Raw genomic sequence first — 13,439 nt, 5'->3', positions numbered from 1 at the left:
CCGGCGCACAGGGCGCCGGGGCGACACTCAGGGCCTGAAGCCCAGGCCGTCGGACAGGTCGGCAGGCCCCTCGCGGGGGGCCTGCGCGGCAGCTGCCGGCGCGCTGGCGTCGGCGTTGTGCACGGCCTGGGTGGCGTCGGCGTACAGCGCCTTGCCGGTGCGGGTCACCTTGTCGGCCAGGGCATCGCGGGTTTCGCCCATCAGTTCGTCCTCCTTGCGCGTGCCGGGCAATGCCGCGCCCAGGGCCGCGCCGAGGGCGATGCCGATGGCGGCCAGCACCAGCGGCTGGTCCTTGAGCAGGTGGTCGAACTGGCCCTTGAGCTGCGCGGCCTGGGCCTGCACCCGGTCGCTGGCGTGGTGCGCGGCCTGGCGCACCTTGTCGGCCGAGCTGCCCAGGCTGTCGCCGGCGTCGCGCGCCTTGTCGTGGGCCACGTCCGAGGCGTGGTGCAGGTGCTCGCCGGCCTGGGCCATGGCGCCCTTGATGCCGCTGGCAGCGTCGCCCAGCGTGTCGGCCAGGCCGCTGCCGCCAAAGGCCGGCGAGCCGGGTGAGAAGGGGCGGTTCTGGTTCAGCGCCAGCCACGCCAGGCCCACGCCGGTGAGCACGGTGGGCACCGGGTTGTTCTTCAGGGTGGTGCCCAGGTTCTGGAAGAACTCGCCGCCGTTGCCCTTGAAGTACGCCATGCCCTGGTCGATCAGCTGGCCGGGGGTGAGGCGGTGTTCCAGCGAGTCCACCAGGTGGCTGATGCTGGCGCGCTTGGCGTCGATCTCCTGCTCCAGGGTTTCCGGGCTCTTGTGCGATTCGGCTTCGAATGAGGTGCTCATGAGACTTTCCTCTTCAGTGCGTCCTTGTCCTGTTGCAGGGCATGCAGGGTGCGGTCAGGGGTGAGGTTGGACGGGTCGAACTGCTTCTTGCCGGCCTGCAGCATCATGAAGCCGATGACCAGGGTCACCGCGCCCACGATCAGCGCCGCCAGCCAGGGCGCGACCACGTAGGCCAGGCCGTACACCGCCGCCATCAGCAGGATGATCAGGCCCGCCAGCAGCACCATGGCGCCGCCGGCCACGGCGGCTGTACCGGCCTTGAGGGTGGTCAGGCTGCGTTGCAATTCGGCCTTGGCCAGTGCCAGCTCCTTGGTGAACAGCTCGGGCACTTCACGGGTGAGCTGGCGCAGCAGGCTGCCGATGCTGGTGTTGTCGTGCTCGCCCGGTGGCGCGGGGGGCAGGGTATCGAGTGGGTCGCGTTCCATCACACACCTCCCTTGAAGCTGTCCTGGGTGTTGGGGCCATCGGCCAGGGTGCGGCCGAGCGGGTCGGCGGGCACGGGGTTGTCGCGCAGCGGCGGTACCGAGCTCTGGTAGGGCGTGCTGGCACCGTAGGCCTGCGTGGGGGTGCCCGACGCGGTCGGGTGGCTGCTGCTGGCGCGCAGGAAGCGCGACAGGCCAAAGCCGATGGCGACGCTGCCGGCCAGGAACAGCGTGGGGTTGTCGCGGGCCAGTTGCGCGCCCTTGTGCACCAGGTCCTCGATGCTGTTGTCGCGGACCTGGTCGGCAAAATCGCCCAGCCCGCTGGCCAGTTGCGCCATGTACTGGGCCAGCCCGAGGGAATCCTTGCCTTCAAGGGCCGAGGCTGCCGACTGGGCGCCTTCGACCAGCGAGTCGAGCTGTTCGGCGGCCAGGTCGCGATACTGCTCGTACTGTCTGGCGCCGTGTTCCCTGGCGTCGTCGAGCAATGCCCCGGCGTCTTCGGCCAGGGTGTGCAGGTGTTCCTGCGGGGTGCCCTGGGGCGACTGCGAGGCGTCGCCGTGGGCCGACTGATCAGTCCCGTTCATTGTGGTTCTCCCTTACGTTCGGATAAACGCCGGGCACACTGCGCTGATTGCCAAGCACTGTTTTACGGACTCTCAGGCGGATGACGATGGACGTGGCGGCAGAGTTCAAGGCAAGTGACAGGTGACTGCCAAGGGCACGACCAAAGGTGGGGCGGGCCCGCCCGGCGGCGGGCCTGGGGAAGGGGTCAGTGGCTGGTGGTATTCTTGAGGGCCTTCATGTAGTTGGCCTTGAACGCCTGCATCTGTTCGCCAAGGGCCTCGAGTTCGGCCTTTTTCAGCAGCTTGCGGGCCTGCGGGAACATCTCGGACTCTTCTTCCTCGATATGGTGTTCGAGCAGCTCTTTCACCACCTTCACGCGGCCGGTGAACTCCGGGGTCGACGGGTCGGTGGTCTTGAGGTCGGGCAGCACCAGGGAGTCGACGGTGCGGTGCTCTTCCTTGGCCTCGTAGTACATCACGTCCTGTTCCTTGCCGCCGGCCTGCTTGAACGCCGGGTAGAGGATCTGCTCCTCGATCTCGGTGTGCACGGTGATTTCCATCTCCAGTTCGGCAAGCAGCTGGGTGCGCGTCTTGACGCCGCGCTCGGTGGATGCGCTCAGTTTTGCCAACAGGGCCTTTACGCGCTTGTGATCGGCTTCGAGCAGTTCAATGGCATTCATGGTGATCTCCGGTGGCGGGTACGGTGGCGTGTTCGCCTCGGTAGTCGTTGCATCAACGATGCCAGCCTGCACCGCTGGAAAAACCTCGTTGAATCAACGGCGTCGCCAGCGCATGGGCAGCGTCAGGCTTGCAAATTGCCCGAAACGGCCACCGGATCATGCAGTTTGGATGAAGGCACACTGCCCACGCCCACGCCGCCTCAGCGAAGTGGCGTGGGCATGCAATCAGCGCTTGCGCTTGGGCAGCACCGCGCTGAGCACCTGCTTGGCGGTCTGGGTGATCACGCCGGCTTCGTCGGGGTCGCCCTTGAGCAGGGTGGTGGCGAAGTTCTTCGCCTGTTGCACGGTGATGTGCGGCGGCAGGGGCGCCACGTTGGGGTCGGTCTTGAACTCGATCAGCACCGGGCAGTCGCTGGCCAGGGCCTGCTCCCAGGCGGCGGCAACGTCATCTTCACGCTCGACGAAAATGCCCTTGAGCCCGATGGAGATGGCAAACAGGTGGTAGGGCACGTCGGGAATGTTCTGCGACGCCTCGAACTTGGGGTCGCCCTCCATTACCCGCTGCTCCCAGGTGACCTGGTTGAGGTCCTCGTTGTTGAACACCGCGCAGATCCAGTTCGGGGTCTGCCACTGACGCCAGTACTTGGCCACGGTGATCAGCTCGGCCATGTTGTTCATCTGCATGGCGCCGTCGCCCACCAGCGCGATCACCGGGCGCTCGGGGTGGGCGAACTTGGCCGCGATGGCGTAGGGCACGGCCGCACCCATCGAGGCCAGGCCGCCGGACAGCGAGCACTGCATGCCGCGGCGGATCTTCAGGTCGCGGGCGTACCAGTTGGCGCACGAACCCGAGTCGCTGGTGATGATGGCCTGGTCGGGCAGCCGAGGGGACAGCTCGTGCACCACCCGCTGCGGGTTGATCGGGTTGGCGCTGACCAGTGCGCGTTTTTCCAGGGTCTTGTCCCAGCGGGCGCGCCAGCCTTCGACCTTCTTGCGCCAGCTGCGGCTGGTCTTGCTGTCGAGCAGCGGCAGCAGGGCGCTCAGGGTTTCGGCCGCATCGCCCACCAGGCTGACCTCCATCGGGTAGCGCAGGCTGAGCATGTTGGGCTGGATGTCGATCTGCACCGCGCGGGCCTGGCCCTCCTTGGGCAGAAACTCGGCGTAGGGGAAGCCCGAGCCGATCATCAGCAGGGTGTCGCACTCCTGCATCAGCTTGTAGCTGGGCTCGGTGCCGAGCAGGCCGATGGCGCCGGTGACCCAGGGCAGTTCGTCGGGCAGGGCGGCCTTGCCCAGCAGCGCCTTGGCCACGCCGGTGCCGAGTTTTTCGGCCACGGCGATGACCTCGTCGGTGGCGTTCAGCGCGCCCGCACCAACCAGCACGGCGACCTTCCTGCCCGCATTGAGGATGTCGGCGGCGCGCTGCAGGTCGGCCTCGTAGGGCACCACCCTGGGCTTGCTGTAGCCGACGCCCGAATGCAGGGTGCCGTGGGCACGGGCGGGTTCTTTATAGGGCAGGTCCTGCAGGTCGTTGGGCAGTATCACCGCCGTGACGCGGCGCTCGCCCACCGCCGTGCGCACGGCACGGTCGATCAGGTGGCGTACCTGGGAGGGTTCGGAGGCCTGCTGCACGAAGGCGCCGGCCACGTCCTTGAACATCGACAACAGGTCCAGTTCCTGCTGGTAATGGCCGCCCAGCGCGGTGCGGGCCTGCTGGCCGACGATGGCGAGTACCGGCATGTGGTCCATGCGCGCATCGTAGAGACCGGTGAGCAGGTGCGAGGCGCCGGGGCCGGAGGTGGCGATGCATACCCCCAGCTCGCCGGTGAACTTGGCATGGGCTGCGGCCATGAACGCGGCCATTTCCTCGTGCCGCGCCTGGATGAATTCGATCTTGCCCCGGGCCCGGTCGAGCGCGCCGAACACGCCGTTGATGCCATCGCCAGGGTAGCCGTAGATACGTCGCACGCCCCATTGATACAGCCGCTCAACCAGGAAGTCGCCCACTGTCGTCGTCATTCGATCCCTCACGTTTACAAGTGATAGTCAGAGGTCTGGACCGGGCGCGCGCGCAGAAAGTTTCAACTGTCGAGCGTGGCAACGACTATCGCGGCGGGGGCATTTGAAGGCATATTGCCGTGCCACCCGGCGTGCGCTGCACGCTTTACCAGAACAACCAGAAGAGGCAGAACGTGGTGCAACGGCGGCAGTTCAGCGGTGCCCTGCAGGGCTCGAACCTGCGTTTTGTAGGCGGGCAGGGTCACGGCAGCGGGCCCCGGGCGCGGGTGGGCTTTGTGCTGCTCGAACATTTTTCGTTGCCGGCCTTCACCCAGGCGCTCGATACCCTGGTCACCGCCAACCTTATCCAGGCCGATGCCTTCGCCACCACCACCTTCAGCCTTGACGGTGCCTCGGTGGTCAGCGACCTGGGGCTGGTGATCTGCCCGGATGCGCCGCTGGGGCTGAAGACGCTCGAAGGCCTGGACCTGCTGGTGGTGTGCGGTGGCCTGCGCACCGTGCTGCGCCCGCTGCCGGAGCTGGCGCTGTTGCTGCAACGGGCTGCGCAGGCGGGGGTGGCGTTGGCGGGGCTGTGGAATGGTGCCTGGTTTCTGGCCCAGGCCGGCCTGCTCGATGGCTACCAGTGTGCGGTGCACCCGGAAAACCGTGCGGCGCTGGCCGAGCTGGCCAGGCATAGCCAGGTGACAGGGGAGAGCTACACGGTGGACCGAGACCGCCTGACGGCGGGCAGCCCGGCGGGGGCGTTCAACATGGTGCTGGAATGGATCGGCCAGCGTCATGGGCGTGGCCTGGTGGATGCCGTGGTCGATATCCTGGCCTACGAGGCCTCGCGCTTTCGCCGGGTGCAGCCGACCGTGCACCAGAACATGAGTGCGCCGCTGCGCGAGGCGATCAAGCTGATGGGGGCCAACCTTGAAGAGCCGCTGAGCCAGGTGCAGTTGGCGCAGTATGTGGGGTTGTCCCGGCGTCAGATCGAGCGGCTGTTCCAGTCGCAGCTGGGGACCACGCCGGTCCGTTACTACCTGGAGTTGCGCATTACCGAGAGTCGCCGGTTGTTGCAGCACTCGGACCTGGCATTGATCGATGTGGCCCTGGCGTGCGGCTTTGTTTCGCCCAGCCATTTCAGCAAGTGCTACACCTCTTTTTATGGGTACGGCCCGTCGAAGGAGACGCGATTTGGCTGCGTGAATGGGCCGCAAAAGCCGGATATGCCGTAAGCCATGCGGTAACCACCTGTTTTTTCGTTATTTTTTATCGTTGGGGGCTTCCCTGACGAAGCGAAAGTTGGTACATTTCCGCTCATTCCTGCCGAGGCCTTTCATGGGCTTCCAGTTGCATCACAGGGGCGTCGCCAAGCGGTAAGGCAGCAGGTTTTGATCCTGCCATGCGTTGGTTCGAATCCAGCCGCCCCTGCCATTTTTCTCGTATCAACCTTCCCCAACTATCAAAAGCTGCTTGATTGCGATCGGCTTCCGTTCGTGCTGCGTTTCGCTGCCGGGCCAGCGGCGCCAAGGCTGCAGGCCATGGCGCTCGGTTTAAGCAACGCAGGTTCAAACGCTGGCCGCAGGGCTAGTGATCGTTGTGCTTGACCTTGCGCACCCGCACCAGAATCAACCCCAGCACGCCGATGGCCAGCGGCGCCATGCCCAGCAGTGCGTCCCGTGCGCTGACCTGCAGCCCCATCACCATCAGGCCTGAATAGATCAGCTTGAACAGGTTGAGCAGGTAGTAGGTGATGGCGATGATCGACAACCCTTCCACTGCACGCTGGATCTTGATCTGGGTGTCGGCGCGGGTGCTCAGGCTCTTGAGGATCTCCGCGTTCTGCTCCTCCATTTCCACCTGCACCCGTGCCTGCAGCAGGTCGCCCAGGTTGGCCACGCTCTTGGCCAGCTGGTCCAGGCGCTGTTCGGTCACGGCGCAGTAGCGCACCGTGGGCTTGAAGCGCCGTTCGATGAAGATACCCAGCCGCTGGCAATCGCCCAGGTGGCTTTCGCGCAGCTCGCCCAGGCGCTCGAACACCAGTTGCGCATAGGCTTGGGTGGCGCTGAAGCGGTGGCGGGTCTTCGCGGCGCTGCGCACCATCTGCGCCGACAGCCCGGCAATGTCGCCCAGCAGTGCCTTGGCGTTGCCCGGCTGCGGGTCGGCGTTGCGCTCGGACAGGCTCACCAGGGTTCTGTCGTAGGCATTGAGCTCCACGCTCAGGGCCTTGGCGGTGTCCAGCGACAGCGAGGCCATCATGCGGTAGGTCTCGATCTCCAGCAGGCGCCGGATCATGCGGCCCTGGCGGTAGGCATTGAGGCGCCTGTTGACGAACAGGAAGCGGTTGGTGCCGTCCTCGCCCAGGCGAAAATCGCTCCATACCCGCGCATCGCCCCCGCCAATGCACGAGCCGCACGGGTCCTTGAAACCGTAGCGCGACAGCTCGCCGGCAAATGCCGCGTCGTTGTGCACCATGATCTGCACGGCATTGATCAGGTACGGCAAAAAGGCATCGACCCTGTCCATCAGCAGCGCGGGCAGGGGCTGCCAGGCCGGCGTCTGCTCGGTGGTGGTGACCACCAGGGTGAGGGTGACGAACTCGGCGTGCCGTTCCCATTTCAGGGCGTGGCCTTGCAGTCGGGTGATGCCCTGCACGGCGCCGGGGCTCACCGGCTCCGGGCAGCACTGCTGCAGCAGCGCCTCGCAACGTGCGTCGTCGCTGAGAAAGGCCAGGTGGTAGACGTGGGCGGGCTCGTCGAAGTACAGCGAGGGGCGGGCGTGCAGCTCGTTGTGCAAGGTCTTGCGCTGTGGGTGCATGTAGATCAGGCCATGTTGGAATTGTTCTTGGCGCTTTCGATGATGCCCGTGACGAAGGTGATCAGGGCCTGGGTCAGGCCCTGTTCGCTGACCTGCACCCCGCGCCACTGCGCATGCCCGTACAGCATGCCGATGACGGCATGGGTGACGAGGCCGATCGCGCCTCCCTGGCGCCCGTCGCGTGCACACTCGCTAGCAATGATGCCGCTCAGGATCGACGCATGGCTGCGGTTGAGCGCGTCGATCTGCAACTGCTGTTCGTGGGACAGGTTGACGTACTCGCGAGTCACCAATTGCACGCGATGGGCGTGTGCCAGGTTGAACCGCACAAACGCCTGGACGAAGCGCTGCAGGCGCTCTTCGGGGGTTCTGGCGCCTTTCATGCAGCGTTTTGTGTCGAACACCAGGTCGGCCAGGGTCGACTCGATCAGCTCGAACAGCAGGCACTGCTTGTTCTCGATGTGGTGGTACAGCGAGCCGGCACGCAGGCCCAGATGGCTGGCCAGGTCGCGCAGGCCGATGGCCTGGTAGCCGCGGGTGGCGAACAGTTCGGTGGCCGCGTCGAGCAGACGGTCCCGGGGCGAGCAGGCAGTAGCGGCAGCGGGCATGGCGCAGTCCTGTAAGGGCATCGAGCGGGGCAAATTCGGTTTGACCAAATGTAAGACAACAGGCATCTTACGTAAAGACTAATGCGCGGAGGTGGTTATGGAAGGTCAGACGGTCGTAATCGTTGGCGGGGCTTCGGGTTTGGGCCTGGAAACCGCCAGGTTGATGGTCAAGCGTGGGGCACGAAAAATCGGCTTGATCGATCGCAATGAGCAGTTGATGGCCGAGGCGGCAAGCACCTTGCGCGCCCTGGATTGCGAGGTGGCCACGGCGGCGGCGGACATTTCGCGCCAGGCCAGCGCCCATGCAGCCTTCGGGCAGGTCGTCGAGGCACTGGGGCGGGTGCACTGCCTGGTCAACAGCGCGGCGATCTACCCGCGCCAGGACATCTTCGAGATCACCGACGAAGAATGGGACCTGGAAAACGCGGTCAACATCAAGGGCACCTACCACATGATGGTCGCCGCCGTGCGCCACATGCAGGGCTTCGTCGCGGCGCCGCAGGTGACCGGGCGCATCGTCAACGTGACCTCGGTGGACGCCTTCAAGGCGCACCCGCAGAACGCCCACTATGCCGCCACCAAGGCGGCGGTGGTGAGCCTGACCAAATCCTTCGCCCAGGCCTGTGCCAAGGACCAGATCCTGGTCAACTCGGTGGCGCCGGCCGGCTTTGCCACCGAGCGCGCTCGCCAGCTGGGTTTTCTCGGCGAGCTGGCCGCCGCCAACCCGCTGGGCCGCGCGGCGGAACCTGCAGAGATCGCCGAATGGATCGTGATGATGGGCAGCAGCCGCAACAGCTATGCCACGGGTGAGAACGTGATTGTCAGCGGGGGTTATATCTATGCCTGAAGCAGCCGCATTACCGGCGTCCTACCGCTGTGCACTGGTGACCGGTGCCACCAGCGGCATCGGCAAGGCCATCGTGCTGGCCCTGCGCGATGCCGGCCTGCAGGTGATTGCCGTGGGCCGCAGCCGTGAGGCGCTGCAGGCGTTGGGCCAGGAGCAGGGCGTGGTGACGGTGGAGGCCGACGTGCGCCAGGCCGACGCCTTTGCCCAGGTGCTGAGCCAGTACCCGGTGGACGTGTTGGTCAACAATGCCGGGGTGCTGTCGAGCCGCGCCGCGTTCCAGGACATGGACCCGGCCGAGATCGACACCATGCTCGACATCAACCTCAAGGCGCCCCTGCACCTGACCCGTCAGGTGCTGCCGGGCATGGTGCAGCGCGGCCATGGCCACCTGTTCTTCATCGGCTCGAGTGCCGGGCGTGCGCCGCACCCCGGGGCGGCGGTGTATGGTTCGTCGAAGGCCGGCATCAGCCTGTTCTGCGACGCGCTGCGCTGCGACCTGCTGGGCAGCGGGGTGCGGGTGACCGAAATCGCCCCGGGTCGCGTGCAGACCCAGCTGTACCGCACCGCCATGGGCATGCAGGCCGCGGGCAGCGAGCTGTATGACGGCTACGCCTCGATCATGCCCGAGGACATCGCCCATCTGCTGCTGGCGGCCTTGCGCCTGCCCGAGCAGGTGGACGTTTCGCGTCTGGAGGTGTTCCCCACGGCCCAGGCCGTGGGCGGCGCGCGGATGGTCAAGACGCTCGGCTGAGGCAGGCGGTGCCGGTGCGCACGGCGCATCGGCACGCCAGCCCGGGCGAGGGTGGAAAAGCGTGGTGTTAGTGCTTGACCGCCTGTAAGACAACATATAACTTACATTAAACCCGCCAACCAGTCGGGTGTGACAAGCACAAGAATTCAGGGGAACGACGATGACTGCTACAGCATGCCGAGTCGGCGTGGACATAGGTGGGACCTTTACGGATATCGCGCTGGATGTCGGCGGGGTGTTGCACTCGACCAAGATTCTGACGGACTACGCATTGCCCGAGCGTGCGATCCTCACGGGCGTGCAGGCGGTCGTCGACGCGGCAGGCCTGAAGCTGTCGGATATCGAGCAACTGATCCACGGCACCACCCTGGCCACCAATGCCCTGATCGAGCGCCGCGGCGCCCGCACTGCGTTCATCACCACCGAAGGTTTTCGCGACACGCTGGAGATGCGCACCGAAAACCGCTTCGAGCAGTACGACATCAACATTGCGCTGCCACCGCCGCTGATCGAGCGCGAGCACCGCTACACCCTGCGCGAGCGCCTGGACGTACGCGGCAACGTGCTGATCGCCCCGCAACAGGCCGATATCGACGCGCTGGTGCAGCGCATCGGCGAGGGCGACTACCAGAGCGTGGCCATCGGCCTGATCCACAGCTACATCAATGGTGCCCACGAGCGCCTGTTGCGCGACGCCCTGCAGGCGCGCCTGCCACACCTGTCGATTTCGATCTCCAGCGAAGTCTCGCCGCAGATGCGCGAGTTCGAACGCTTCAACACCGTGTGCGCCAACGCCTACGTCAAACCCCTGATCAAGTCGTACCTGGACCGCCTGGTGATCACCCTCAAGGCCGCCGGCGCCGATTGCCCGGTGTTCATGATCCATTCCGGCGGCGGCATCATCTCGGTGCAGAGCGCCGCCGAGTTTCCGGTGCGCCTGGTGGAGTCGGGCCCGGCGGGTGGGGCGATCTTCGCCGCCGACATTGCGCGCAAATACGCGCTCGACGCGGTGGTGTCGTTCGACATGGGCGGCACCACGGCCAAGATCTGCCTGATCGAGAACCAGGTGCCCAAGACCGCCAAGACCTTCGAAGTGGCGCGCACCTACCGCTTCAAGAAGGGCAGCGGCATGCCGATTTCCATCCCGGTGGTGGAGATGGTCGAGATCGGCGCCGGCGGCGGTTCCATCGCCAGCATCGACAGCATGCGCCAGATTCGTGTGGGCCCGCACAGCGCGGCGTCCGAGCCGGGCCCGGCCTGCTATGACCGCGGTGGCCTTGAGCCGACCATCACCGATGCCAACCTGCTGCTGGGCCGCCTGGATGCCGACAATTTCGCCGGCGGCGCGCTGCGCCTGTCGGTCGACAATGCCGCCAGCGCGGTGGACCGGGTGATAGGCCAGCCGCTGGGCATGGACCCGCGCACCGCCGCCTTCGGCATCTGCGAAGTGGTCGACGAGAACATGGCCAACGCCGGCCGGGTGCACGCGGTGGAGAGCGGCAAGGACATTGCCGACTACACCATGATCACCTTTGGTGGCGGTGGCCCGCTGCACGCTGCGCGTCTGTGCGAAAAGATGGGTGTGTCGCGCTTTCTGGTGCCGGCCGGCGCCGGGGTAGGGTCGGCCATCGGTTTTCTGCGTGCGCCGTTCGGCTATGAAGCGGTACGCAGCGCCTTCGTGCGCCTGGCCGAGTTCGAGGCGGGGCAGGTCAATGCACTGATCGACGACATGAAGGCCGAGGCCCTGGGCTTCCTGCGCCAGGGCATGCCCGAGGGCGAGCCGGAGATGGAGTGCACCGCGTTCATGCGCTACGTCGGCCAGGGCTGGGAGATCCCCGTGAGCCTGCCGTTCAAGGCTTTCAGCAACAGCGACACGGCGCAGTTCAAGACGCTGTTCGAGGCGGCCTACACCGTGTTCTTCGGCCGCCCGATCGAAGGCCCGGACGTGGAGATCGTCAGCTGGTCGGTCAAGGCCAGTTCGCCCTTGCCGCCCGTGGCGCTGGCCAGCCAGGTCAAGGCCTCGCACCGCGCCCACGAAGTGGCGCGTCGCCAGGTGTTCGACGTGGTCGCCGGCGGTTTCGTCGATGCCGGCATCTACCAGCGCGAAGCGCTGCAGGCCGGTGCGCGCATCGATGGCCCGGCGATCATCGCCGAGCGCGAAACCTCGACCTTCGTGTCGTCCTCGTTCACCGCCACGGTCCAGCCCGACGGCTGCCTGCTGGTCGTCCGGCGCTAAGCCGCATTCGTTTGGAAGGCGATAACCCATGAGCGAAACAATGATCGATATTCAAATGCAGGTGATGTGGAACCGCCTGGTGTCGGTGGTCGAAGAACAGGCCCTGACCCTGATCCGCACCGCGTTCTCCACCAGCGTACGCGAAGCCGGCGACCTCTCGGCCGGGGTGTTCGACCGCGCCGGCAACATGCTGGCCCAGGCCGTTACCGGCACCCCCGGCCACGTCAACACCATGGCCGAGGCGGTGGTGCACTTCATCAACGACATCGGCCCGGACAACATCTTCGAAGGCGACGTGTACGTCACCAACGACCCGTGGAAGGGCACCGGGCACCTGCACGACATCACCATCGTCTCGCCCTCGTTCTACAAGGGCCGGCTGATCGGCTACTTCGCCAGTACCGCCCACGTGGTGGACATCGGCGGGCGCGGTTTCGGCCCGGATGCCCGCGAGGTGTACGAGGAAGGCCTGTTCATCCCGATCATGAAGCTGTTCGAGCGCGGCCAGGTGAACCGCGACCTGATCAACATCCTGCGCAACAACGTGCGCGAGAACGACCGCGTGGTCGGCGACTTCTACGCACTGTCGGCCTGCAACGAGACCGGGCACAAACGCCTGCTGAGCATGCTCGACGAGTTTGCCCTGGACGACCTGGAGCACATCGGCGGGTTCATCCTGGAGCACAGTCGCCGCGCCACCCTGGAATGCTTCAAGTCGCTGCCCCATGGCACCTACCACAACAGCATGACCCTGGACGGCTACGACGTGCCGGTGACGCTGGCGGTGACCCTGACGGTGGGCCCGGACGGCATTCTCACCGACTTCAGCGGTACCTCGGGCATGAGCCAGTTCGGCATCAACGTGCCGCTGGGCTACGCCAAGGCCTATGCCTGCTACGGGCTCAAGTGCATCGTGGCGCCTGAGATCCCCAACAACAGCGCCTCGCTGGAGCCCTTTGCGGTCACTGCGCCCGAAGGCTGCATTCTCAATGCCAAGCACCCGGCGCCGGTATCGGTACGCCATGTACTGGGCCACTTCGTGCCCGACCTGGTGCTGGGTGCGCTGCACAAGTGCCTGCCCGGCCAGGTGCCGGCCGAGGGCGCCAGCGCATTGTGGAACCTGCACCTGAGCGTGCGCCCGCTGGACAGCAACCCGACCGGGCGCAACGCCGAGATGCTGATGTTCAACAGCGGCGGCATGGGCGCGCGCTCCGGCATGGACGGCCTGAGCGCCACCGCGTTCCCCAGCGGCGTGCACACCATGCCGGTGGAAGCCACCGAACAGGCCGGCCCGGTGGTGGTGTGGCGCAAGGAACTGCGCGAAGGCTCTGGAGGTGCCGGCCTGCTGCGCGGCGGCCTGGGCCAGGAAATCGAGGTGTCGGCCGCCGAAGGCTACAGCTTCCGCTTCAGCGCCATGTTCGACCGCATCCAGTACCCGGCGCGTGGGCTCGAGGGGGGCAAGGAGGGGGCCCAGGGCTACGTGGGCCTGGACGACGGCACCCTGCTGCGCGGCAAGGGCCAGCAGTTCGTGCCGGCCGATCGGCGCCTGGTGCTGCGCCTGCCGGGTGGCGGCGGTTACGGCGACCCGCGCCAGCGGCCACGCCACGAGGTGGCGCGCGACCTGCGCTTTGGCTACATCAGTGCCAGCCAGGCACGCGACGACTACGCCTTCGAACCCGGCCAGGAGGGCTGACC

General features: G+C 66.3%; 12 protein-coding genes and 1 tRNA gene. 6 read left to right on the top strand and 7 right to left on the bottom strand.

All coding sequences use genetic code 11. The features are described 5' to 3' along the window. Positions 1–27 precede the first annotated feature (27 nt). The 5 genes from QMX96_RS21955 to QMX96_RS21935 all read right to left on the bottom strand — a co-directional run bounded on the left by QMX96_RS21955 (position 28) and on the right by QMX96_RS21935 (position 4,503). Complete coding sequence (locus QMX96_RS21955) at positions 28–822, bottom strand: DUF3618 domain-containing protein (protein WP_116053689.1); 795 nt, start codon at positions 820–822, stop codon at positions 28–30. Continuing rightward, a complete protein-coding gene (locus tag QMX96_RS21950; protein ID WP_078481157.1) occupies positions 819–1,247 on the bottom strand; it encodes a phage holin family protein in 429 nt (142 codons plus the stop codon). The genes QMX96_RS21955 and QMX96_RS21950 overlap by 4 nt, the downstream gene beginning before the upstream one ends. After that, positions 1,247–1,828: a hypothetical protein gene (locus tag QMX96_RS21945; protein ID WP_116053692.1), complete on the bottom strand. Its 582-nt coding sequence runs from the start codon at positions 1,826–1,828 to the stop codon at positions 1,247–1,249. The genes QMX96_RS21950 and QMX96_RS21945 overlap by 1 nt, the downstream gene beginning before the upstream one ends. A 185-nt stretch (positions 1,829–2,013) precedes the next feature. Next, complete coding sequence (locus tag QMX96_RS21940) at positions 2,014–2,487, bottom strand: hemerythrin domain-containing protein (protein WP_043864060.1); 474 nt, start codon at positions 2,485–2,487, stop codon at positions 2,014–2,016. Between the two features lie 225 nt (positions 2,488–2,712). Continuing rightward, complete coding sequence (locus tag QMX96_RS21935; protein WP_282362401.1) at positions 2,713–4,503, bottom strand: thiamine pyrophosphate-requiring protein; 1,791 nt, start codon at positions 4,501–4,503, stop codon at positions 2,713–2,715. A 176-nt stretch (positions 4,504–4,679) separates the two neighbouring features. On the opposite strand from QMX96_RS21935, the gene QMX96_RS21930 reads away from it, so the two are divergent. Both QMX96_RS21930 and QMX96_RS21925 read left to right on the top strand, forming a co-directional pair. Then, a complete protein-coding gene (locus tag QMX96_RS21930; RefSeq protein ID WP_229590272.1) occupies positions 4,680–5,720 on the top strand; it encodes a GlxA family transcriptional regulator in 1,041 nt (346 codons plus the stop codon). 124 nt (positions 5,721–5,844) lie between these two features. After that, a tRNA-Gln gene (locus QMX96_RS21925) sits at positions 5,845–5,919 on the top strand. Between the two features lie 153 nt (positions 5,920–6,072). Here QMX96_RS21925 and QMX96_RS21920 read toward each other — a convergent pair. Beyond that, positions 6,073–7,302 (bottom strand): DUF3422 domain-containing protein, encoded by a 1,230-nt coding sequence (locus tag QMX96_RS21920; protein ID WP_282362400.1) that lies wholly within the window; start codon positions 7,300–7,302, stop codon positions 6,073–6,075. A 5-nt stretch (positions 7,303–7,307) separates the two neighbouring features. Beyond that, complete coding sequence (locus QMX96_RS21915; RefSeq protein ID WP_054914335.1) at positions 7,308–7,910, bottom strand: TetR/AcrR family transcriptional regulator; 603 nt, start codon at positions 7,908–7,910, stop codon at positions 7,308–7,310. 97 nt (positions 7,911–8,007) lie between these two features. Here QMX96_RS21915 and QMX96_RS21910 point away from each other — a divergent pair, with 97 nt between their 5' ends. The 4 genes from QMX96_RS21910 to QMX96_RS21895 all read left to right on the top strand — a co-directional run bounded on the left by QMX96_RS21910 (position 8,008) and on the right by QMX96_RS21895 (position 13,437). After that, positions 8,008–8,757 carry an SDR family oxidoreductase gene (locus tag QMX96_RS21910; protein ID WP_043864056.1) on the top strand — a complete coding sequence of 250 codons (750 nt, stop codon included), beginning with the start codon at positions 8,008–8,010 and terminating at the stop codon, positions 8,755–8,757. Continuing rightward, positions 8,750–9,508, top strand: a complete 759-nt coding sequence (locus tag QMX96_RS21905; RefSeq protein ID WP_282362399.1) for an SDR family oxidoreductase — start codon at positions 8,750–8,752, stop codon at positions 9,506–9,508. The genes QMX96_RS21910 and QMX96_RS21905 overlap by 8 nt, the downstream gene beginning before the upstream one ends. A gap of 160 nt (positions 9,509–9,668) precedes the next feature. Further along, a complete protein-coding gene (locus tag QMX96_RS21900; RefSeq protein ID WP_054914337.1) occupies positions 9,669–11,744 on the top strand; it encodes a hydantoinase/oxoprolinase family protein in 2,076 nt (691 codons plus the stop codon). A gap of 40 nt (positions 11,745–11,784) precedes the next feature. Then, positions 11,785–13,437 (top strand): hydantoinase B/oxoprolinase family protein, encoded by a 1,653-nt coding sequence (locus QMX96_RS21895; protein WP_236171901.1) that lies wholly within the window; start codon positions 11,785–11,787, stop codon positions 13,435–13,437. Positions 13,438–13,439 lie beyond the last annotated feature (2 nt).

The organism is Pseudomonas sp. PS01300, assembly GCF_029960155.1.
GTDB lineage: Bacteria > Pseudomonadota > Gammaproteobacteria > Pseudomonadales > Pseudomonadaceae > Aquipseudomonas > Aquipseudomonas palmensis.
Note: the sequence above shows the minus strand (reverse complement) of the source record. Positions and strands in the feature narration are given on the sequence as shown.

Bases quoted from the DNA above. Each gene is read 5' to 3' on its own strand.
- QMX96_RS21905 (WP_282362399.1), top strand. From the start codon at position 8,750: ATGCCTGAAGCAGCCGCATTACCGGCGTCCTACCGCTGTGCACTGGTG.
- QMX96_RS21935 (WP_282362401.1), bottom strand. From the start codon at position 4,503: ATGACGACGACAGTGGGCGACTTCCTGGTTGAGCGGCTGTATCAATGG.
- QMX96_RS21915 (WP_054914335.1), bottom strand. From the start codon at position 7,910: ATGCCCGCTGCCGCTACTGCCTGCTCGCCCCGGGACCGTCTGCTCGAC.
- QMX96_RS21955 (WP_116053689.1), bottom strand. From the start codon at position 822: ATGAGCACCTCATTCGAAGCCGAATCGCACAAGAGCCCGGAAACCCTG.
- QMX96_RS21895 (WP_236171901.1), top strand. From the start codon at position 11,785: ATGATCGATATTCAAATGCAGGTGATGTGGAACCGCCTGGTGTCGGTG.
- QMX96_RS21920 (WP_282362400.1), bottom strand. From the start codon at position 7,302: ATGCACCCACAGCGCAAGACCTTGCACAACGAGCTGCACGCCCGCCCC.
- QMX96_RS21940 (WP_043864060.1), bottom strand. From the start codon at position 2,487: ATGAATGCCATTGAACTGCTCGAAGCCGATCACAAGCGCGTAAAGGCC.
- QMX96_RS21945 (WP_116053692.1), bottom strand. From the start codon at position 1,828: ATGAACGGGACTGATCAGTCGGCCCACGGCGACGCCTCGCAGTCGCCC.
- QMX96_RS21950 (WP_078481157.1), bottom strand. From the start codon at position 1,247: ATGGAACGCGACCCACTCGATACCCTGCCCCCCGCGCCACCGGGCGAG.
- QMX96_RS21910 (WP_043864056.1), top strand. From the start codon at position 8,008: ATGGAAGGTCAGACGGTCGTAATCGTTGGCGGGGCTTCGGGTTTGGGC.
- QMX96_RS21900 (WP_054914337.1), top strand. From the start codon at position 9,669: ATGACTGCTACAGCATGCCGAGTCGGCGTGGACATAGGTGGGACCTTT.